The 21,815-nt window shown below is 40.6% G+C and carries 18 protein-coding genes; 15 read left to right on the top strand and 3 right to left on the bottom strand.

The features are described 5' to 3' along the window. Positions 1–245: 245 nt before the first annotated feature. From fabG to KHM83_RS16765, 10 genes are all read left to right on the top strand, one after another. Complete coding sequence (fabG, locus tag KHM83_RS16810) at positions 246–992, top strand: 3-oxoacyl-ACP reductase FabG (RefSeq protein ID WP_343213170.1); 747 nt, start codon at positions 246–248, stop codon at positions 990–992. A 31-nt stretch (positions 993–1,023) separates the two neighbouring features. Next, entirely contained in the window at positions 1,024–1,233 is a 210-nt protein-coding gene (locus tag KHM83_RS16805) for a hypothetical protein (RefSeq protein ID WP_213238210.1), read from the top strand. A 142-nt stretch (positions 1,234–1,375) separates the two neighbouring features. After that, the gene (locus KHM83_RS16800) at positions 1,376–3,091 is read left to right on the top strand and encodes a sigma-54 interaction domain-containing protein (protein WP_213238209.1); all 1,716 of its coding nucleotides are present in this window, start codon (positions 1,376–1,378) and stop codon (positions 3,089–3,091) included. A 200-nt stretch (positions 3,092–3,291) separates the two neighbouring features. Beyond that, positions 3,292–4,491, top strand: coding sequence for a CaiB/BaiF CoA transferase family protein (locus KHM83_RS16795; RefSeq protein WP_213238208.1), 1,200 nt, complete (start codon positions 3,292–3,294; stop codon positions 4,489–4,491). 188 nt (positions 4,492–4,679) lie between these two features. Then, entirely contained in the window at positions 4,680–5,858 is a 1,179-nt protein-coding gene (locus tag KHM83_RS16790) for a thiolase family protein (protein WP_213238207.1), read from the top strand. Between the two features lie 292 nt (positions 5,859–6,150). Beyond that, positions 6,151–7,446, top strand: a complete 1,296-nt coding sequence (locus tag KHM83_RS16785; RefSeq protein WP_213238206.1) for a methyl-accepting chemotaxis protein — start codon at positions 6,151–6,153, stop codon at positions 7,444–7,446. Positions 7,447–7,617: 171 nt separating this feature from the next. Continuing rightward, complete coding sequence (locus tag KHM83_RS16780; RefSeq protein ID WP_213238205.1) at positions 7,618–8,511, top strand: hypothetical protein; 894 nt, start codon at positions 7,618–7,620, stop codon at positions 8,509–8,511. An 88-nt stretch (positions 8,512–8,599) separates the two neighbouring features. After that, on the top strand, positions 8,600–8,920 hold the full coding sequence (locus KHM83_RS19990; protein ID WP_343213169.1) for a hypothetical protein: 321 nt from the start codon (positions 8,600–8,602) through the stop codon (positions 8,918–8,920). A gap of 396 nt (positions 8,921–9,316) precedes the next feature. Next, entirely contained in the window at positions 9,317–9,838 is a 522-nt protein-coding gene (locus tag KHM83_RS16770; RefSeq protein WP_213238204.1) for a hypothetical protein, read from the top strand. A gap of 116 nt (positions 9,839–9,954) precedes the next feature. Beyond that, entirely contained in the window at positions 9,955–10,323 is a 369-nt protein-coding gene (locus KHM83_RS16765) for a hypothetical protein (RefSeq protein ID WP_213238203.1), read from the top strand. A 105-nt stretch (positions 10,324–10,428) separates the two neighbouring features. Here KHM83_RS16765 and KHM83_RS16760 read toward each other — a convergent pair whose 3' ends face one another. Further along, positions 10,429–11,562 (bottom strand): GGDEF domain-containing protein, encoded by a 1,134-nt coding sequence (locus KHM83_RS16760; RefSeq protein ID WP_213238202.1) that lies wholly within the window; start codon positions 11,560–11,562, stop codon positions 10,429–10,431. Between the two features lie 400 nt (positions 11,563–11,962). Here KHM83_RS16760 and KHM83_RS16755 point away from each other — a divergent pair, with 400 nt between their 5' ends. The 4 genes from KHM83_RS16755 (at position 11,963) to KHM83_RS16740 (ending at position 16,666) form a co-directional block, all read left to right on the top strand. Next, positions 11,963–12,679 carry a PHP domain-containing protein gene (locus tag KHM83_RS16755; RefSeq protein ID WP_213238201.1) on the top strand — a complete coding sequence of 239 codons (717 nt, stop codon included), beginning with the start codon at positions 11,963–11,965 and terminating at the stop codon, positions 12,677–12,679. A gap of 397 nt (positions 12,680–13,076) precedes the next feature. Beyond that, complete coding sequence (locus KHM83_RS16750) at positions 13,077–14,960, top strand: sigma 54-interacting transcriptional regulator (protein WP_213238200.1); 1,884 nt, start codon at positions 13,077–13,079, stop codon at positions 14,958–14,960. Between the two features lie 179 nt (positions 14,961–15,139). Then, positions 15,140–16,006: an aldo/keto reductase gene (locus KHM83_RS16745; RefSeq protein WP_213238199.1), complete on the top strand. Its 867-nt coding sequence runs from the start codon at positions 15,140–15,142 to the stop codon at positions 16,004–16,006. A gap of 204 nt (positions 16,007–16,210) precedes the next feature. Further along, positions 16,211–16,666 (top strand): YaiI/YqxD family protein, encoded by a 456-nt coding sequence (locus tag KHM83_RS16740; protein ID WP_213238198.1) that lies wholly within the window; start codon positions 16,211–16,213, stop codon positions 16,664–16,666. 26 nt (positions 16,667–16,692) lie between these two features. Here the strand turns inward: KHM83_RS16740 and KHM83_RS16735 are convergent, their stop codons facing one another. Then, on the bottom strand, positions 16,693–17,937 hold the full coding sequence (locus tag KHM83_RS16735) for an L-lactate MFS transporter (RefSeq protein ID WP_213238197.1): 1,245 nt from the start codon (positions 17,935–17,937) through the stop codon (positions 16,693–16,695). 27 nt (positions 17,938–17,964) lie between these two features. Continuing rightward, a complete protein-coding gene (locus tag KHM83_RS16730) occupies positions 17,965–19,308 on the bottom strand; it encodes an acetyl-CoA hydrolase/transferase family protein (protein WP_213238196.1) in 1,344 nt (447 codons plus the stop codon). A 529-nt stretch (positions 19,309–19,837) separates the two neighbouring features. Between KHM83_RS16730 and amt the strand changes: the two genes are divergently transcribed. After that, entirely contained in the window at positions 19,838–21,712 is a 1,875-nt protein-coding gene (gene amt, locus KHM83_RS16725) for an ammonium transporter (protein ID WP_213238195.1), read from the top strand. The last annotated feature ends 103 nt before the right edge of the window (positions 21,713–21,815 follow it).

The following is a 21,815-nucleotide window of genomic DNA, read 5'->3' as shown; positions in this document are numbered from 1 at the left end:
ATGATTATTGGGCTGCAGTAACACTGCAGCCACTACACGCATTTTTTGAGGCAAGATAAGCGAGCTAGCTACGGCAAGAGTTATGAGCTAGGCAATGACAGAACTAGAAATCAGAAACAGCATACTTCTTGCTGATATATAGAGTGCAACATAATTTTAATGTACTTTCACAATGGAGGCAATATGTCAGAATCCTTCCAGAGTAAAAGTGCATTGTTTGAAGTCAAAAAGGAGGTATGCGTACGGTGAAGAAACTAGAAAGCAAAGTTGCTGTCGTGACTGGGGCGGCGCAGGGAATAGGTGCAGCCATCACGAAACGCTTGATGGAAGACGGTGCGGATGTCGTTGTGGCACTGGATCTGAATCTTGAGCAATTAGAAGCGACAGCAAAAGAACTGGATGCTGCGGGCAAGCAAGTAGTTGCCAAAAAATGTAATGTTGCTGACAAGGAAGAAGTTGCCAAAGTTTTCGGTGAAATTATGGATGAATACGGTAAAGTCGATATTCTTGTCAACAATGCCGGTATTACCAGAGATGCCATGTTCCACAAGATGTCTCAGGAGCAGTGGGATCAAATTATCAGCGTCAATTTGAGCAGCCTTTATAACACATGCAAAGTAGTTGTCCCTAAAATGCGTGAACAAAACTATGGGAAGATCGTCAATATTTCATCGACTTCTGCTTGGGGTAATGCAGGCCAAACTAACTATGCCGCGACAAAGGCGGGCGTACTTGGCTTCACGAGGTCACTTGCAAAAGAACTTGGCGGCAAAAATGTTACGGTAAATGCAATTGCACCTGGGCTCATTGAAACGGCAATGACGAAGGCAATGCCAGAACATATTTCTTCAATGGCGTTGATGCTTTGTCCATTGGCTAGAATGGGACAACCAGAAGAAATCGCTTCTGTTGCTTCTTTCTTAGCATCTGATGACTCAAGTTTTGTTACAGGTGACTGCATACAAGTCAGCGGCGGCTTTTTAATGGCTTAGGCAATTTTATAAAATTTAGGAGGATATGATTATGGCATTTGATGAAACAAGCAAATTAAAAGATTTATTAGCAGATGAAAAAGCTGCGGCAGTTATTGAAAAACACTTTCCAGGCACTTCAAAACATCCACAGCTGGGAATGATTAAAAATTTTCCGCTTAAAACCATCGCAGGTTTCCCACAAGCGGGTATTAAACCAGAACAATTAAAAGAAGCTGTTGCAGAATTAAAAACACTATAATTTTTTGTCACTAAGACAATCACAAACCTCTTATCGCACGATAAGAGGTTTGTTTCCAGATGCACTATTACCATTTGCATTGAAACACAATAGATTATATGATGGTTATAAACAAATATAATGCAGAAGGATGGCTTTTAGTATGGATAACGACTTATCAATGATTTCTAAAATAGCAAATCCTATCATGATTGTTGATGCCTCGGGTTCAATTATTGAAATAAATGATAAAGCTCAATACTTACTAAAAATTATGAATATAAATGTGAGCCTGACAATCACAGATATTGATCCAACCTTTAACCGAGAACATATTGAAGCAAATAGGCATATACACAAACAAATTAATTTTCCGCTTGTTCAGGAAGTGGATATTTTTAAGTTGATGTATAGAGACAAACCTTGCTATCTCTATCTTTTTGAAGAAAATATCTATCTTGATGAAGCATTTATAAATGTCATTGACAGTATTGATGATGGCATTATTATTATCAATAGCAATGGGCAGCTTGAATGCTTTAATGCTGCGTCGCTGCGAAACCTAACAATGAATGAGAAAAAAACAGAAGTGAAAGCAAAGGAGTATGAACAGGGGAAATCGGGTATTGGCAGAAACTTACACGATCTTCTACAGGAACATCACTGGCGCTATGATCCGATGACGCCTGAGATTGTCCGTAGAAAAAAAACATTGAGTCGGAACATCAAATATGATAATGGCAATGCTGTTTCGATTTTAACATTAACTGGAATTCCAATGTTGGACAAGGATTCAAAAGTTAAAAGGGTTGTACATACACAGAGGGATATTTCAAGATTAGTTGAACTGGAAATTAAGCTTGATGAAATGGAAAAATTTAAACAAGATTATTATGATCAATGTGAAGAATTGGCGTATTATCGCAATTTAAACAAAATTGTATATTCCAGCAAGAAAATGGGGAATATTCTTAAACTGGCTTATAAAGTTGCAAAAACGGATTCTTCAGTTTTTATAACAGGTGAAACTGGTGTTGGCAAGGAGGAGGTTTCGAAATACATCCATGCGAACAGCAAACGAAAGGACAAGCCGTTTATTGCCATTAACTGCGCTTCGATTCCATCAGAATTAATGGAATCAGAACTCTTTGGATATGAGGCAGGTGCGTTTACCGGTGCGCGCAACAGCGGTAAAAAGGGACTGTTTGAAGAAGCTTGCGGCGGGACGGTGTTTCTGGATGAAATTGGCGAATTGCCGCCTCAAATGCAATCTAAGCTCCTACGGGTCATTCAAGAGGGGAGCTTTTTAAGAGTCGGCAGCAATAGCCGCATAGAATTGGATGTTCGATATATTTGCGCGACGAATCTTACCAATGAAGATTTGACCAATAACAATAAATTCAGACAGGATTTGTACCATCGTTTAAACGTTATACCAATTCACATACCGCCGCTTAGAGAGCGGAAAGATGATATTATGCCGCTCATTTTTCATTTTCTTCAGTTTTTTAACGATAAGTATGATCGTAAAATTCGAATTTTGAAAGATGAAATAAAGGCATTGGTCGAATACAATTGGGCAGGTAATATACGCCAACTAAAAAACTTTATTGAAAGACTGGTGATTCTGACTGAAAACGAAATTGTCACGCGAGAAGAAATTGAGGCCAATATGGCACTTAATATTGACAATCATGAAACCAATGAACTGCAGTTTAACGAAATCATGCCGCTAAAAGATGTCTTTCATAATGTTGAACAGATATTAATCAAAAAGGCTATTGACGAACTCGGTTCCATTACGGCTGCTGCAAAAGCGCTGGAAATTGATCCCTCGACGATTCATCGTAAAATCAAAAGGGGTGAAATTGAGAAATAAAAATAATGACTTCAAATATAAATCCATTGCACTGTGCAAGTTTTGTTATTGCACAGCGCAATGGATTTTTTTACATAATAGATAACTCAGGTCTACAGTCCTTTAAAATACTTGTGGACTATGATTTTAGTATTGGCATATTTCTTGCAATTAACATAAGGTGAACGCAAAATGAATGATGAAAGGAGCGTATTTATCGGATGCAAAATACTAAATTGTTATCTGGGTTGAGAGTGGTTGAAATGGCAACGTTTATTGCGGGTCCATCTTGTGCAAGGATATTGGGAGATTGGGGGGCTGAGGTTATTAAAGTCGAGCCGCCGAGAGGTGATATTTATCGTTTTACCGGAGGTCTTGTTCAAGATGATGAAAATCCCGTATTTGCATTAGAAAATTCGAATAAGCGGTTTATCGCCATTGATATGAAAAAACCGGAAGGTGTGCAGGCAGTCTATAAACTGTTGAGTACCGCTGATATTTTAATTACTAATTACCGAAGAGAGGCACTGGAAAAACTTAACCTTACTTATGAAGCGCTTTCCAAAGAATTTCCGGAACTCATCTATGCTCATATTCAAGGTTATGGCGACAAAGGACCTTTAAAAGATAAACCGGGATTTGATACCACAGCATTCTTTGCAAGAGGTGGGCTCTTGGCTGGTTTATCACAGGAGGGGAATGGCATTCCAAATATAGGACCTGCTGTCGGGGACCACACACTTGGCATGTATATGGTATCTGGGATTCTTGCAGCACTTTACAAGCGACAGGAAACCGGTAAAGGCGAATTAGTGAAATCAGGTCTCTATCAAGCTGCTATTTACACGATTTCATCATTGCTGACACTATCACAAATTGGCATTGAGTTTCCACAGAACAGGAATAAACCAACGAGTCCGATCAACAATTCCTATCCTTGCAAAGATGGTAAATGGCTGTTGCTCGCAGGTGTTGACTGGATGGTATACTATCAGAGGCTCTTTGCATTAGTGGGATTAGACGATTTGATAAACAATGAGGATTACGCCAATCCATTGGCAGGCCTTGTCTATTCAGAAGAGATCACGGCAAAGATTGAAGCATTAATGCTGACAAAAGATCGAAAAGAATGGGTTGAAATATTTGAAGAAGCTGACTTCCCGCATGAAATTGTTATGGAAATTACGGAAATTTTAGACGATCAACAAGCTTGGGATAATAATTATCTGACAAAATTCAATTATAAGACAGGCAATACCGGCATTTTTGCCAATGCGCCCGTTCATTTTGAAGGGCAGTCGGTTCCCGAATTTACACATCCGGCAAGAGTTGGCGGTCAAACGAAAGAAATTTTCACGGAACTAGGTTATACAGAAGCTGAAATTGAAGCACTGAGCGATAGTGGCTGTATTTTGATTTAGAAGCGTTATCTTGATTTAGAAGCGTTATCTTGACGAAAAAGTACCTGAAAGGATTGGGTGACAAAGTCCTTTGGCATGTTAAATGGTTTACCACCTAAATAGTACTTAATAAGACTAGGTGAGGAAATTGCATCACTCAAATTTTCATCTTCTCATAAAACATTTAAAGAAAGAAAGGAATTTAAACAATGAAAGAAGCTGTAATTGTATCATACGCAAGATCTGCCGTAGGAAAAGCCAACAAGGGCACTTTAAAGCAAACGAGGCCTGACGATTTGGCGGCGCAAGTATTGAATGGTCTATTGGAAAGAGTCCCTCAAGTCAGTCCAATTGATGTTGATGATTTTATTCTTGGATGTGCGACAACTGAAGGGCCTCAAGGGATGAACTTAGCGAAAATCGTATTGGATCGTGCCGGGTTGCCTTATGAAATACCCGGACAAACCGTTAATCGTTTTTGCTCATCGGGTTTGCAGGCAATTGCAGCGGCTTCAAATGCCATTGCAGTTGGTACAGCAGATATTATCATTGCCGGCGGCGTTGAGAGCATGTCGATGGTCCCTTCGGGCGGGAATGCCATTTCGCCGAATCCATGGCTGATTGATAACCGTCCGGGTGCGTATATGCCAATGGGTATAACGGCAGAAAACGTTGCCAAACGCTATCATGTCTCACGTGAAGCGCAGGATGAATGGGCATATAAGAGCAATATGAGAGCGGTAAAGGCCATTGCAGAAGGTAAATTTGAAAATGAAATTGTACCTGTTGAAGCAGAAATCATCTCTGTCGATGAGAATGGTAGCGAAATCTCAGAAAAAGTGATTTTCACCAAAGACGAAGGTCCTAGAGCGACAACAACAATTGAAAAACTTGGATCACTGTTTCCAGTTTTTGATATGGATGGCTCTGTTACTGCGGGTAATTCATCGCAGGTCAGTGATGGCGCAGCGATGGTTATGGTAATGTCCAGTGAAAAAGCGGATGCGCTGGGACTGCTGAAAATTGCCAAACTGATTGCCTTTGCCGTTGCCGGCGTAGAAGCCGAGTACATGGGGATCGGTCCGATTGAAGCTGTACCAAAAGCGTTAAAACAAGCTGGTTTGACAATGGATGACATTGATTTGGTTGAACTCAATGAGGCTTTTGCATCTCAAGTGGTGCCGTGTATTGAAACCTTAAAAATGGATCCCGAAAAAGTGAATGTCAATGGTGGTGCGATTGCACTCGGTCATCCAATGGGTGCAACAGGTGCTTGGCTCACCATGAAAGCGCTTGAAGAACTGAAACGAAGAGGCGGCAAATACGGCTTGGTCACCATGTGTATCGGTGGCGGTATGGGTGCAGCCGGAATATTCGAAATGCTATAGAGACGATCATGAACCTGATGCAACATTCAACGACGTTGCGGTCTAGTAAAAAATAGACGAAGCGAGCTTTTCTCTTTTGAGGGAGCTCGTTTTTTTATGCCAAAATGTAAGTGGCGATTCTTAATCATACAAAATATCTGAGCGCCTTTGTTTTAGTGTCTAGTATCAAGATAAAAGGGTATAATAAACAAAAAAGTATGCAATTCTTAACAATGCTTAAACAATTCTGAAACAATTGCCAATTATATTAATAGCATAATATGCTAAGATCGCAAGTTATAGGAGGGTATGTTTGAAAGAAAAGGCGAAACGCACAAAAAAACAAAAAAGAGTGAAAAAAAGTGTTGTGAATCAAATTATAGCAACGGCACTGTGTCCTCTATTAGCGATGTCAACAACGGTTTCTATTTTATCCATAAGGGGATATGATGACATGTTGGTTGCTAATGTCATCGCGTTTATATTGCTTGTTAGTGTTATACAATTAATACTTGTAACCATGAATATCGCTAAGCCATTACGACGTATGGAGATGTACTTATGGCAGCTGTCCGAAGGCAATCTAAATATTGAAGTCGATCCTAAACTCGAAAAACGTGAGGACGAAATCGGCCTCATGTTCGAATCGATGAATACTTTGAGCAAAAAATTAAATGGTACCGTAAAAGAAATTCAAGACGTTTCGCATCAGCTCATTACTTCTGAAGAGATGCTCGGCAAGAATGTCAGTGAATCAAATGCCGATACAGAAGCCATTGCGGGCGTTGTCGCAAAGATGACAAATGCTACTGAAAAACAGACAGACAATGTGAACAATGCTTCTGGTCACATTAATGAAATTGACGGCATGATCAGTAATATTTTGGGCAGCGTTGAACATCTCGAAGAAGCATCCGGCGGTATGAGACGTGACAGTGATGAATCCATGAAGATCATGGATGAACTTGATGAAACCAATAAGCGTACCAACGATGCCATTGAGCGGATTAATACGCAAGTCAACCTTACCTACGAGGCATCAGTACAGATTAATGACGTGCTTCAAATGATTGCAAATATTTCTAAGCAAACCGGATTGCTTGCGCTTAATGCCAGCATTGAAGCGGCACGAGCAGGCGAACATGGTGCAGGTTTCTCAGTAGTTGCAGAGGAAATTGGCAAGCTTGCCAATCAGTCAAGTGATTCAACCAGTGAAATCCATGATATTGTCGGTAATCTTTCGTCTGAATCAGGAAAGATGCTTGAGATTATGAAAGAAGTACTGGGCGATGTTGAAAAGCAAAAGGAAAAACTCGTTAAAACACAGGCGCACTTTGGTAAAGTCAATGAAGGTATTGAAGATTCAGCGAAGGAAATATCTGAAATAAGAGAACGTACGCAGATCTGTAATGTAGAAAAAGATAAAATTGTTAAAAATATTGAAGTACTCAAAATGATTCAAAAAGAGACTGTCGGGCATATGGTACATATGCAGACATCAGTTGATCAATTGGGTCAAACCGTCGAAAGTGTTGATAAGACGTCAAAACAGTTGAATAATTTTGCGGAATCCTTGGATAATCAGCTGAAGTTCTTCTCTGTTCAATAAGAGCGGATCGCAATAAAACGATTGAATAACAGAACATGGCAATGGCCGTGTTCTGTTGCTGTTTACAGCGGTCACTTCTGATTCCGATATTGAAAAGGTGTCCCGCCGCTTATTGTAAATGCCAAAATAGCGGATCTTGAGATGGCAAATAAAGATGTTAGTAGGAAACTTATGAAGAAATTTGAGATAAAATGGAAACCTTTGCCCAAACTTGCACCATTTAAGAGAATAGTGCTATACATTTTTACAATTTTGATGTCGGCGCTTTCATTAATAGATGTTATTTACGGTGTCTTCCCAGAAATTGCGGCATATGTTGTCTATACGATCGCCGGCATTGGACTGGCACTGGCATGTTATTATATAACGTTGGACATCAAATATCTGATACATTTCATTATGAAGCCGCGCATTAAACGAAATCGTATTACCAACCAGTTTGTTGAAGATAAGCGGTTTCGGGTCATTACCCTGACACGTACATCATTTGGCATGAATTTGCTCTATGCACTGTTCAATGGCTTCTACGGCATCTATTACCGTTCAGAGTGGTTTGGATCACTGGCATTTTACTATTGTGTACTCAGCATGATGCGGTTTCTGGTGGTAAGAGTTGAGCGGTCAATGCCGCGGGAAGACTTGACTGAAGACGATAAGAAGAAGGTACGTTCAATTTATTGGCAGTGTGGGTTCTTGCTGGCGCTCATAACCTTTATTCTAGGGTGGGAAGTGATTCAACTTTCACTTCACGACGTGGAAAAGACTTATCCGGGTATGTTGATCTATGCCATTGCAGCCTACACATTTTATAAACTGACTATCGCTTCCATCAATATGGCAAAGGTTAAGCGGACACAGTTTCCGCTTTTAAAAGCGATTAGGTATATTGGCTATGCAGATGCGCTCGTATCCGTTTTATCTTTGCAAATTGCCATGTTTACACACTTCAGTGTTGGCGCAAAGACGATGACGAGTATTTTTAATGTCGCAACGGGTACGGTAGTCTGCTTTATGATTTTAACATTGTCGATGCTGATGATGCGCATTAATAATTCAGAAACATAATCCAAACAAATTGTGAATAGTTGCCTATTAAAATAAGCGTATAAAATCAAACAAATCAAATAAATCAAAAATATTGGAGGACAAGAAAATGGCAAAATCTAAATTGGTAAAGGCAAATAAAAAAATTGCAGAAAAAGTAGTTGACGGTTACAAATCTATCGAAGATGGTGTTGTTGGTGGTTATAAAAAAATTGAAAACGGCGTTGTCGATGGTTTTGGCAAAATGACAGATAATTTTGTAGACAACTATTTGACAGAAGAAGGTGAATCTGTTGAAGATGCAAAAAAAAGACTTCATGAAACAGAGAAGGCAAGACATGAAGAAGCGCAAAACCGCGTAAAAGAAAACCAAAAAGCAGCAAAAGAACGTGCAGAAGCAGCAAAAGAACGTGCAAAAGGGAATAAATAGTCATTAGCGGTTTAAGCAAGAACAGAGAGAATTGATACAGCATATGATACGGCAATTATAAACAGAAATTGAAAGAGTCTTTGCGGATCAGCGAAATTGGGCTGAAGGGCAAAGGCTTTTCTTTTTATATAGGGGGAATAGCATCATAAATTTTAGGTGATTCTTCACGACAATCGGTTCAGTTTTCGCTTTGCGAAAAAAATACATATTGCAGTGAAGACTTAAAATTTGAATAATGCAATTGCCGAATATAATGTTGGAATGTCAAACGTGCATTAATAATACTGAAACGTGATCCTGATGAATCATCAACAAATGGGGAGCATAATTAATAATGTAAACAGCGACAAATAAATGATTGTCACGAACATTAAGTTTCTGAATGAGGAGCAGTATATGCACACAAGTGAAAAGAGAGTTATAACGGTTTTGCTTACCCGATATTATAATGTTTTCTCCAGTTTCTTATATTATTTAACTGGTAGAGGGTATACCCATGCATCCATTGCATTGGATGAAAAAAATAATTACTATTACAGTTTTAATTTCAAAGGATTTCGAAAAGAATTCCCTCAGAAGCATCGACAGAGGGGCGGCAAAAGTATTAGCTTTAAACTGGCTGTTAACGCTTCAGATTTCGAAAAAATTCAACATAAAATTGAGATGATGGAAATGGAGCAGTCAAAACTGCATTACTCAAGGATTGGTGTTTTCCTTTGTTTGCTCCATATTCCGCATAAACGAAAAAATCACTATTTTTGTTCGCAGTTTGTCGCAGAAATACTGCAGTTGTCGGATAGTATCAAAATGAAAAAACATGCCTCACTCTATCTACCGAATCAGCTCCCGTCAGAGTTGGCAAAACAGGCATGTTTGAAGGAAATTACCCATAATCCATTGCTTCCTGTTAACGTTTAAGATTGTGTATTAATCAAACTTAAATATAGCATAAACAATTTAAAAATATAGCAGGTTTATGATAAGGACAACATTAAGATTATAAAAGATTATAAAACAATAGGAGTGAAAAAATTATGAAAAAGAGTAGTTTTGTAGCAATGATTTTAGGTACGATCAGCGTTGTTTTCTTCGCACTCGGTATGTGTATGACCATGTTGCCAGAGTGGAATGCCTTTAAACCGGGTGTTGTTTCCGGGAGTATTGGTATCGTCTTTGCACTGATTACAATCTTTGTATGGCGTAAAATGGAGCATAAGGAGCCTATTAAAATCAATCCGAAAACAATTGGCACGGCATTGCTTGGTATGGTTGGCGCATTGGCGCTCGGCATTGGTATGTGTTATGTCATGATTTGGAGCAATTTGATACTTGGCGTTGTCATCGGTTTAGTCGGTATTATAATATTAATGAGTTTAATCCCCATTATTAAAGGTTTAAAGTAGTTTATAGGACACGATGATTTTCAAAGGCATGTAGGAACGTGTCAAAAGGCTTCACCGAGTGGTCAGCAAAAGCAAAAAGAGCAGGTTGACTGCTCTTTTTGCTTTTTAAAGCGATAACTGTTTACGGCGCCGCTTATCTTCATACATTCTAAGATCAGCGATTCGAATAATATCTTCTACGGCATATGCTGTAACATTGTCAACGTAGAGAAGGCCATAGCTTAAAGTGATTTCATAAGGATGTGTTTCAAAATGTGATGCAAGACGTTTTTCTATTTTTTGAATATAATCGGCGCCAATATCTTTAGCCGTTTCAAGAATAATGAAAAACTCATCACCACCGTATCGACAGACAAAATCCTCTAAATTTGTTTCAGAGACAAGTATGCCCGCAATTTCTTTTAGTACGGCATCGCCTGTTGTATGTCCGTGAAAATCATTGATGTGTTTGAAATTATTAACATCAACGATGATAGAAGTAAAAGCATCTCTTGATTTTAATTTAAATTGAAGACGCCGTTCCATCTGTGCCCGAGAGTTGAGCGTTGTCAGTGGATCTCTAAATTGCTCATCGCGTTCCAGTAGGAGAAAGCTGATGAACAGTGCAAGTGTATACGAAGGAATACCAAGCGACAGCCCGTAAAAGAGCATTTGGATGATTGCGCCAATGACGGGTAAAAACGTAAGACTTAAAATTGCTTGTGTGATTCGACCTGTAATCATTATTTTATATTGAAAGAAGAAAAAAACGGCGATTACAGTAACGCCGAAAGCGACACCATTTCCTATGTAAGTGGCAAAACCACGATGGTATTGATTGGCAGCATCAACGCTAAAGAGAAAACCATTGTGAAAACAATTATAAATCATAAACCCAAAGTTGAGATAAACGGGCGTGAGATAACCCCAAAAATGCTGAAAACTTTTTTTCTTGGAAAGAAAAATTTTATAATCGAGATAGCGAAGACCAAAGGCAACTGGCAGCGTGTTGAAAACAAGGAAAAGAGCATTGCTGAAATAGTGAAGCGGCATCAGTGACTGTGAATTTGGAACAGCGGCGAGCCATGCAATCATTTCGCATAATGCGACAAACGTGACGGCGGCGATCATCTGACGAAATAACCTCGTCGAAAAGCTGTGCGGGGACTGTTGTCTGGTAAGAAAAATGTATAAGATGCTATTAAGGACAACACAGAAAATTAATAAATCGGCATAAACAATATTGGCAACGTGAAACATGAGAAATCTCCTGATAAGATTAGTGAAACGTTGTGGGCTACAATGATGAAAATGCTGTCTTTCCATTCATTATACGCTATTTTGTCTCGAAAAAACAAATGGTTTTAAACCAATAAGTAATGTTTAACAGAAGCTTAAACTTGAATGCTGAAAAGCAGTTGCTGAAGGCTATCAAGTTGCAAGAAAACTTTAGGCATATTTGCACATTGAAATAATCTCAATTGACCGAGAGCAGACTGAGATCATCTTTGGTATGAATCATTGGCATGAATCTTTGATATGAATCCTTGACAGGAACAAAAAACTCATGCAACATGTTGTCTATAAGCAGCAGGGAAATGCTACAAATAAAACTGCTGAAATTGAATGACTGGTGACATTTATAAATGGAGGTATCATCATGAGGCTAAAACCGTCTTATAGCGAAAAAAAGCATGACTACCATGCGCATACGAAGTTTTCAGACGGTGCGCTGACTGTTGAAGAATCTGTATTGAAACGCATACCGCATATTGATGTGATCGGCATCTCGGATCACTATCGATTCTTGATGTCTGAAGGTGATAAACTGGATCAGTATTGCAATACAATTACAGCATTCCGCGAGACGTTGGGTGAACGATCCGGTGATCTTAAACTGGGCATAGAGATTTTCTGGGTTGATATTCCATACGCGATAAAACATTTGACGCAGTATCCCTTTGATTTTATCATTATTGAAAATTTTGAATTTTTTGTCGATCAGATCGAGGTGTTTCGCGTCATTGACATGCTCCAAGAAGCATTAAAGCGCAAGGAGAACAAGGTGGAGATCATTTTAGCGCATCCTGATTACAAAGTGTGGTTTGGCCATTTGGACAGAGCCGCTGATACAAGTATTGATAAAGTGCTAACCTATCTGCGAGACAATGAGATCGCCATTGAATTAAATGCCAATACCGGCTACTTTTTTAGAGAGAAAGATGTGATCGGTGCACTTACAAATGCAGAAGATTACATCGTTCAGGCGCTGAAACGCAATGATTCACTGTTGTCTGTCGGCACTGATAGTCATGGGTATGAAGCGGCGCTGTTTAGGGATTATCATTTGGTTTATGAATATTTTATGTTGTGTTAAAAGGGACTCTTTTAGTACAATGACATATTGAGAACGGCCTCGTTACGATTAACCATGTTACCGTAACGGGGCCGTTTGATTTAAAAGTGTATAAAGTCATTTGCGAATAATGCCTCTGACAAATGACATCAAGCATGTGCTGATGTTGCCAATTTGGTAATGGTTTTCTGTATTATCCAAATTTTAAACCGTTCGCCACAATAGTATACCCTCTATGGGATGGGCATTTAACTTATTTTTGCGAAGGATCAACATAAAGGGATCATGCAGTTCTCACACACCTCAAGTTTAAAGCATGAGGGGTTTAAACATTACCTTATGCAAATAAAAAAATAGAGGCAAAATTGTTCGCGATTTGATACAATAATGGACAATAATCTTTTGAGGGGTGAAAAAGGTGGAGCATATTAAAATTGTCTGCGTGACATATGATGATTATAGAGGGATTTTCAAAAGTGTCATAGAGCGTTTCTTGTCGCCGGAAATTGAAATTATTTATTTTGAGGGTTACTTGGATAATCTAATGGCGGGTTATTCTCAGTGGCTGCGAGACGGGGCTGATGTGATTATTGCCACCGGCGGCAACTTTGGCGTCTTAAACACCTATGCGACCATACCGGTAATTGGGGTTCAAATCCATACAGGCGCCTATATTAATGCTATCAAAATGACAGAGGGCGACATCGTTTTGACGCATCATGTGATGACGCCGATTTTGTCGGTCGATGCTCTTTTGAATATATCGGCAAATCGTGTTGAAATTGCTGCATATGAATCAAAAGCGGAACTGGAACAGATTATCATACGTGCAAAAGGGAAAACAATTATTGGTGGCTGTCTGGCCAAACGGTTAGCTGAACAGCATGAGATCGCCTCGGTTTTGCTAATACCCGAGGAAGAAACCATTGTCAATGCTCTGCTGGAATCGGTGTCAATTGCAAAACATTTAAAAATTGAAAAACGCAAGCGTGATTTATTGGAAGCGGTGGTGGAACATACCGTTAATGGGATATTGTCAGTGAATAGAAATGGACGTATTTCGATGGCAAATCCCTCGGCATTGACGCTTTTGGCACTTCAAAGTGATGTGGTGGATTTGCCGCTCGAATCGTGCCTGCCAACATTTGCAGCGTGCTTAAACAAAGCGCCGGTGATGGGAACGATCCTCTCTCATGATGAAAAACGTTATGTCGTGAACTGGATTCCCTTTGAAATCGAGCCAGATAAACCGGCAGGGGTCTTTATTTTTCAAAGTGCAACCGAAGTGATTGACGCAGAACGTAGCCTTCGCAGAAGCATGCGCGACAAAGGCCTATATGCAAAAGCGACATTCGATGATATCGTCGGTAACTGTAATTTATTGCGTTCTGAGATTAAACGTGCGAAGCTCTATGCGATGTCTGAGTCAAATGTGCTGATCTATGGTGAAACAGGCGTTGGCAAAGAATTGTTCGCGCAGAGTATACACCGTTTCAGCAAACGGCAGGATGGCCCGTTTGTCGCTGTAAACTGTGCCGCCATTCCGGGCACATTAATGGAAAGTGAGCTGTTTGGTTATGATGAAGGCGCCTTTACGGGATCCAGACGCGGCGGCAAGATGGGACTGTTTGAACTGGCACATGGTGGAACCTTGTTTCTGGACGAAATTGGGGAAATTGATATGACGGTTCAGGCTAGACTGCTTAGGGTCATTCAAGAAAAAGAAGTGATGCGCATAGGCGGGGATAAGGTTATTCCAATTGATGTTCGAATTATTACGGCAACGAATGCTCGGCTTATTGATAAAATGCCGCATGCTTTTCGGGAGGATCTATTTTACCGACTGGATGTCCTCAGTTTAAATATACCACCGCTGAGGGCGCGCGGTACAGATGTATTGACGCTGTTTACAAGGTTTCTAAAACATCATTTGCCGCTGGAAGCTATGAATTTTGTCATGCCGGAGACATCGAAATGGGTATTGGATGCTTATCGCTGGCCCGGCAATATCAGAGAACTTCAAAGTGTTGTCGAACGCTTTGCCATTCAATATCGTCAGCTTTCAATGCTTTCAGAGGTTGGCCTTCATGAGATACTCGTTAGCGCGATCGGCGCAGAAAAATTATGTAAGAGCCTGCTAAAAGAATTAAAATATAATCCGGAAGTCGATGTTAATCATATAAAAAAATCGAAGCAAGCTGCAGAGGCCTTGGGAAAAGCCTTCCCAGGCAGAAAACAATTTATTGCCGAACAGCTGGGGCTGAGCCGAACGACGCTATGGCGAAGGTTAAACGAAGATTGAACCGCATGAGAATGGGTATAAATTGACCGGCAATCTATGCATTGAAAACAAATAGGGAACATTTACAGAATATTTTCAAATAGCGTATTGACCTAAAGTTAGCTTTACACGATATAATAATCATGACATTTCAATAACCACCTGATTAATTTTAATTTTTTAATGAAAGGAGTATGAAAATGGCATTAAATGAAACGTTTACACTGAATAATGGTGTAATGATTCCAAAACTGGGGTTAGGGACTTGGATGATTGACGATGCAGCTGTTGAACAGGCTGTTGTAGAAGCAGTAAAGCTGGGTTATATTCACATTGACACAGCTCAGGCATATGCGAATGAAGCGGGAGTAGGAAGAGGCATTAAAGCCTGCGGCGTCGATCGACAATCGCTTTTTATTACGACGAAACTTGCTGCTGAAATTAAAAGCTATGATGATGCAGCCACCTCTATTCAAAAATCGCTGGACGTCATGGGACTGGATTATCTTGACATGATGATTATTCACAGCCCGCAGCCTTGGATGGAATATGGCGATGAAGACCGATACTTAGAAGGCAACCGTGAAGCATGGCGTGCACTTGAAGATGCATATAAAGCCGGCAAACTGCGTGCCATTGGTGTTTCGAACTTCCAGCAGGGGGATCTTGAAAACATTCTCAATGGCTGCACAGTTAAACCGATGGTCAACCAAATTCTAGCGCATATCAGCAATACGCCATTTGAACTCATTGACTATACACAAAAGCAGGAAATTCTTGTTGAAGCTTATTCGCCAATTGCACACGGTGAGCTCATGAAAAATAAAGAAGTCTTGAAAATTGCTGAAAAATACAATGTTTCCATTCCGCAGCTCAGCATTCGATACGATTTGCAGCTCGGTTTGCTGCCGCTCCCTAAAACGGCGAATCCAAAACATATGGCCAACAATGCAGATGTTAATTTCACAATTTCTGAAGAAGATATGACATTCTTAAAAAACATTGATCGCATAAAAGATTATGGTCAAGCCAGCATGATGCCTGTATTTGGCGGAAAGCTGAAATAGCTGCTTTGATGCAGGCTAATGAAAAGCGGCAATGTATTAGATGAAAAATAAAGTGACGGATGATAATGTGATAAATGGTTGCATGGAATGCAAAAACAGTATCACTGTATAAGTTATACAATAACAAATGATGAAGGGGCGTTTCAGATAACCTAGTCGTTATATTGAACGCCCCTTATTTTTATGATGAAACAGGGAGATGCCGTGTACATATACATTGATGCAGATGCATGCCCGGTAGTGGGCATCGCTGAACAAATTGCAAAAAAATATCATATTTCAGTAATCTTGATCTGTGATTTAAATCATGCTTTAAAATCATCATACAGTCATGTGATTACTGTTGAAACCGGCCGTGACGCCGTGGACTTTGAACTGCTTAAGCGATGTCGGAAAGGCGATATTGTCATTACGCAGGATTACGGATTGGCGGCAATGATACTTGGTAAAGAGGCATATCCAATCCATCAGTCCGGCATGTGGTATACGAATGAAAACATTGATCAAATGCTCATGACGCGACATTTGAATCAGAAAATGAGAAAGCGAAAGCATATAAAAGGTCCCAAAAAGCGATCCAATGAAATGGATCGCCAATTTGAAGAAGGGCTCGTGAATCTGATCGAACACATTGGCGCAGCTTCTCTGAGTGAAACCTGATGCATGAAGGCATTTGTTGACTGGATTCATGTAATAAGATTTTTTTTGCGTCGTTCAAGAAAGTATGAGAAAGCTGTATTCAAAGCGCCAATGAGGCATAAGAACATTGCGATTCTGTAACTGACCGTATAGTGATGGTACAGATCGAATAGTTTGCCGGCAAACATAGGACCGAAAATGCCGGCAAATCCCCATGCAGTAAAAAGCAGGCCGTAACTGGTTCCCAGATTTTCCTTTCCAAAGTATTCTGAAATCAGGGCGGGCATCACGGCGAATAAACTGCCATAGCAAAATGTAACAACTGCGGCGCCAATAAGCAGCGATCCAAAGTGATTAAAGCTGTCAAAAAAGTAGAAGACAATGCTTTCAAGACAGAAAATCATGAAGAGTGTCTGGTAACGGCCGAATTTATCAGAGATCACACCGGCAATTGGTCTGCCGCTGGCATTGAAGATTGCTGTACAGGCGACGAGGATAAACCCAAAGTTTTCTCCTGATTGAATAGCTGCTATTTTTGACAAGTGACCGATAATCATAAGGCCACCCATAGAGCCGCACAGGAAGAGCAGCCACAGTCTGTAAAAAACAGGTGATAATAAAAGCACGCGAATGGGATTGTTTTGTTTGCCTGAAAAGATTGGTACCTCGTTTTTGCTTTCATTGGTGTCATTAGATGATGTGTTAGTCGGCGGTACCAAGAACTGTGCGAGGATGGTAACGATGAATAGGAAGAGAACCCCCAACAGTTTAAAAGCATTGGCAAGCCCGATTGTGTTTAAGAGCTTATTGGCCAGTGGTGCCATGTATAAGGTAGAGAGGCCAAAACCGGCGACGACGAATCCGGTAACGAGGCCTTTTCTTTCTGGTGGGAACCATTTAATCGCAATTGGTGTCGCCGATGCGTAGCCAAGTCCTATACCAATGCCGGCACACATGCCAAAAGTGATGCTGAGGCCAGTGGGCGTCAGCCAAAAACCTGAGAGCAGCAGTCCTGTCCCTGTCAGTAAACCGCTAAGTGTCGCAATGCGTTTAGCACCCAAACGATCTTGTAAATAACCGGCAGGGAGCATGGTAAGTGCAAAGCACAAAATGGCAATGGTATAGGGAAAAGAGGCCTCTGCGGATTGCCAGTGATAAACATCGACAAGTTGTTTGGCAAAGATGCTCCAAGCATAGAGAACACCAAAGGCGAGATTAATGCCAAACCCAGCCAAGACAACGGCAACGCCCCTTGAAACAGTCGCATGTTGCTTTATTTTTTGATTCATCATGAAATCCTTTCTTATCGGCAACGGGACTTAGAACGCAATTTTTTGCGTACGTCGCCAAATCTTCATATTTTCTGCATCTTTGATCAGAGATTCTCTTAAATCAGGATGTGCGATTGCGATGATGGCTTCTGCGCGTTCCCAAGTTGATTTCCCGGCAAGAGAGGCGGTACCGAATTCTGTAACGAGATTTTGAATCTGTGTGCGAGGATCTGTGACAATGCCGCCGGGTGAAAGCGTTGGCACGATACGCGATTTTAGTTCTCCTGATTTAGTGCGATAGGTGGCGCTAAAGCAAACGAAGCTTTTTCCGCCTCTCGACAGATAACCGCCGGTTACAAAATCCAACTGACCACCTGTGCCGCTAATTTGTCGCGTACCAGCTGATTCAGAACAAACTTGACCATATATGTCGACTTCAACACAGTTGTTAATCGTCGTTAGGCGTTCAATCTGTTTCATTATATCTGGATCATTGGTATAGTTGACAGGATAGGAAGCAACACTTGGATTGTGTTCTACCCACTGGTAAAGGGCTTCAGAACCGAGACAAAATGTCCATAGTCCGATACCGCGATGGATATTTTTAGCCTTGTTTGTCAGTTTGCCGCTCTGAAACATATCGAGATAGGCGTCGACGAGCATTTCGGTATGCATGCCCAAATGTTTGAGATCCGATTGTGCAATGAGCTTTCCAACGGTATTGGGCATGGTGCCGATACCGAGCTGTATGGTTGCCCCATCTGTTATTTCAGGCAAAATCTGATTGGCGATCATTAAATCCGTTTCGGTTGGTGTGCCGCTTGCCAACATTGCCAGTTTGCCATCTCCATTTTCGACGATGGCATCGACTTCGCTGATATGGATGAAGCCTTCTGCGCCGGTATTGACAATTGGCAAAGCGGGGTTGACTTCGAGAATGATGATTTTTGCCGTTTCCAAAATTGCCGATGTCGCTGAGTTTGTCAGTGAAAAATTGAAATAGCCGTGACTGTCCATTGCAGAAACAGAGATCATGGCAACATCAACGGTAAGGCCATTGCGGTAGTAAGACGGTAAATTTCGGTAGAGCATCGGGATGTAATAGCATTTTCCCTGATCGTGGCATCGTCTTTCATAAGCGCTAAAATGCCAACTGTTGTAGGTGAAAGCATTTTGAGCATTTTCACATTCGATGATTTCAAGGGGGAATATGGCGAGTGCGCCTCGGATATTGACGCCATAAAGTGTATCGCAGCGCTTGGCAAGTGCGGCATCTAGACATTGGGGCATATTCATTGCAAAACCGTAGTCAACCCAATCGCCGGATTTAACCATTTTGACAGCTTCGTCCGCCGTCTTTTTCTTATCATTGTAAAGTCGAGTAATGTGCATAAGACCTCCTATAACAGTTGTGAATTGATGTCAGTCATTGGTTATGCAAATATGTTGCCAAGGAGAAAAAAAGGCGTCAAATCGTGTGAATACAATGGCTGTGCCTGTTTAAAATCCACCAATTGATGAAACGGAAACGAGTAAAGCATGTTTCAAAAAAAGCGGATTTTAATCATTGAAACATCATTGAATAAAATATTAGCACCATGTCGACAAATATTTATTGCAGACACGATCAAAAAAATATAGTATAATGCATACATAAAACATTTAGGACTTTGGCATTAAGCAATAGGGACTAAATTTAAGATAGGTGGTCGCAGTCTTTCATGGCGTCCAATTAGGTGATAATTAAAAACAGTGGTATTCTTGCACAGACATCGCAGAGCAGCGATGATGCAGGATACTGCTTTTTTTGTTTTTTGTAGAATTATTTTTTAGGAGGCTTTCTCAGCAAATGTTGAGGGACAGCAGAGGCGATAGAAGACGTAAGGGGTATTGCTAAAAGCAACATTTAGGGGTGATGAACTTGAAAAACATAGGAGACTATTTATGGGTAATTATTTCAGCGATGATTGTATTTCTAATGCAGCCTGGCTTTATGGCGCTAGAAACGGGATTGACGCGTGCAAAAAACTCCATTAATGTTGCCATCAAGAATATGTCGGACTTTATTTTGTCCATTGCGGCCTTTTGGTTTTTTGGCTTTGGCCTTATGTTTGGCAAATCATTTCATGGTATATTTGGTGCGACAGATTTTTTTGTCCACTTTCAGGCAGATGACTGGAAAGCAGCTTTCTTTATCTTCCAAGCTGTTTTCGTTGGGACTGCTGCGACAATCGATTCCGGTGCTGTTGCAGAAAGAGCTAAATTCAGTACGTATTTATTAATGTCCTTTATTACATCCTCATTCATCTATCCCATTTTTGGCCATTGGGCGTGGGGGAATTTCTTTTATGAAAGTAATCACGGCTGGCTGCAATCGCTGGGGTTCTTAGATTTTGCCGGTTCAACAGTGGTGCATTCTATCGGTGCTTGGGTAGCGCTTTCCGGTGTTATTATCATTGGACCGCGTTGCGGACGATTTACGGCGGACGGGAAGGCCAACAAAATTAGAGGGCATAATCTCGTGTTTGCCTATTTTGGTGTGTTTATCCTTTTCTTTGCTTGGTTTGGTTTTAATGCTGGGAGTACGCTGACAGCAACGACGAAAATTGCCATTATCTTAACCAATACGATGATATCCGCTTCATTTGGCGGCATTACTGGCTTGTTTGTCAGCTGGAAGTTCAGTGAAAACCACTTGCCTGAACCGGAGAGTATTATCAACGGCATTTTAGGCGGTCTCGTTGGGATCACGGCAGGATGTTATTATGTCAATGAATTTGGTGCGCTAGCCATTGGCGTACTCTCAGGTTTTATCGTCTACTTTGGAACGCTGCTCCTAGAAAAAGTAAAACTGGATGATGCGGTTGGTGCTATTCCTGTACACGGCTTCTGCGGTATTTGGGGAACCGTTGCAACGGGGATCTTTATCAAAAATTCTTTTTTAATTGAATTCGGCGTAACGAGAATGCATCAAATCGTCGTACAGTTCATTGGTGTTGCAGCAGCCTTTTTCTGGAGTTTTGGGCTCTCATATGTCTTGATGAAAATTATTAATCATTATGTACCGATGCGCGTATCGCTCAGCCATGAGGAAATTGGTCTTAATATTGCAGAACACGGTGCGAGTTCCAGCCTATTGGAACTTTCAAATTCCGTGCGAAAAATTATCGAAAATCGCAATTTTAAAAATGCCGATAAAATTGAAGTGGAATATGGGACGGAAATCGGTGAGTTGAGTAATTATTTTAACAGCATGGTTGATGATTTGAGAGAAAAGGAAGCAGCGGCAGAGGAAGCACTTAAATCGCTGCATCATATGGCAACAACAGATGGCCTTACGCAGATTCTCAATCGAAAGAGCATTACCGAAACGCTGGATAAGGAAATAGCAAGAGCACAGCGCTATGAACACAAACTGTCCATTCTCATGTTTGACATTGACTTTTTCAAAAAGGTAAATGATCAGTTCGGACATCAGATTGGCGATAAGGTTTTAATTGATATTTCAAAAAACGTCAGTCAGACGATTCGAAAATCTGATTATATCGGTCGATATGGCGGCGAGGAATTTCTCGTCATTATGCCGGAAACCGAGCTTGGCAATGCTTATATTCTGGCAAGCCGGATACGTGAAAATATTGAAAGAATAAAATGGGATTTCGGCGAAGACTATTGCATTACCATCAGTGGCGGTGTCGTTGAAAATTATGGTGAAGATATTAACCGCATGATTAACCGTGCTGATTCGCTGCTCTACTACGCCAAAGATTCTGGCCGAAATAAGATTGCAAAATAAAATGGCAGTTATGCAGGGTGCAGACACCTCAATAGCCACCAAGATTGATCGCTCTATAATGCTCTGTTTATAGATATCATACGTGAATTGGTATTAGCCAATA

The organism is Fusibacter paucivorans (genome assembly GCF_018390735.1).
In the GTDB taxonomy this organism is placed as follows: domain Bacteria; phylum Bacillota; class Clostridia; order Peptostreptococcales; family Acidaminobacteraceae; genus Fusibacter; species Fusibacter paucivorans.
Note: the sequence above shows the minus strand (reverse complement) of the source record. Positions and strands in the feature narration are given on the sequence as shown.

What these genes read in the sequence shown, in the direction of transcription:
- KHM83_RS16735 (WP_213238197.1), bottom strand. Translation starts at nt 17,937, where the DNA reads ATGATGAATCAAAAAATAAAGCAACATGCGACTGTTTCAAGGGGCGTT.
- KHM83_RS16730 (WP_213238196.1), bottom strand. Translation starts at nt 19,308, where the DNA reads ATGCACATTACTCGACTTTACAATGATAAGAAAAAGACGGCGGACGAA.
- KHM83_RS16800 (WP_213238209.1), top strand. Translation starts at nt 1,376, where the DNA reads ATGGATAACGACTTATCAATGATTTCTAAAATAGCAAATCCTATCATG.
- KHM83_RS16790 (WP_213238207.1), top strand. Translation starts at nt 4,680, where the DNA reads ATGAAAGAAGCTGTAATTGTATCATACGCAAGATCTGCCGTAGGAAAA.
- KHM83_RS16755 (WP_213238201.1), top strand. Translation starts at nt 11,963, where the DNA reads ATGAGGCTAAAACCGTCTTATAGCGAAAAAAAGCATGACTACCATGCG.
- KHM83_RS16780 (WP_213238205.1), top strand. Translation starts at nt 7,618, where the DNA reads ATGAAGAAATTTGAGATAAAATGGAAACCTTTGCCCAAACTTGCACCA.
- KHM83_RS16765 (WP_213238203.1), top strand. Translation starts at nt 9,955, where the DNA reads ATGAAAAAGAGTAGTTTTGTAGCAATGATTTTAGGTACGATCAGCGTT.
- KHM83_RS16745 (WP_213238199.1), top strand. Translation starts at nt 15,140, where the DNA reads ATGGCATTAAATGAAACGTTTACACTGAATAATGGTGTAATGATTCCA.
- KHM83_RS16805 (WP_213238210.1), top strand. Translation starts at nt 1,024, where the DNA reads ATGGCATTTGATGAAACAAGCAAATTAAAAGATTTATTAGCAGATGAA.
- KHM83_RS16795 (WP_213238208.1), top strand. Translation starts at nt 3,292, where the DNA reads ATGCAAAATACTAAATTGTTATCTGGGTTGAGAGTGGTTGAAATGGCA.
- KHM83_RS16770 (WP_213238204.1), top strand. Translation starts at nt 9,317, where the DNA reads ATGCACACAAGTGAAAAGAGAGTTATAACGGTTTTGCTTACCCGATAT.
- KHM83_RS16760 (WP_213238202.1), bottom strand. Translation starts at nt 11,562, where the DNA reads ATGTTTCACGTTGCCAATATTGTTTATGCCGATTTATTAATTTTCTGT.
- KHM83_RS19990 (WP_343213169.1), top strand. Translation starts at nt 8,600, where the DNA reads ATGGCAAAATCTAAATTGGTAAAGGCAAATAAAAAAATTGCAGAAAAA.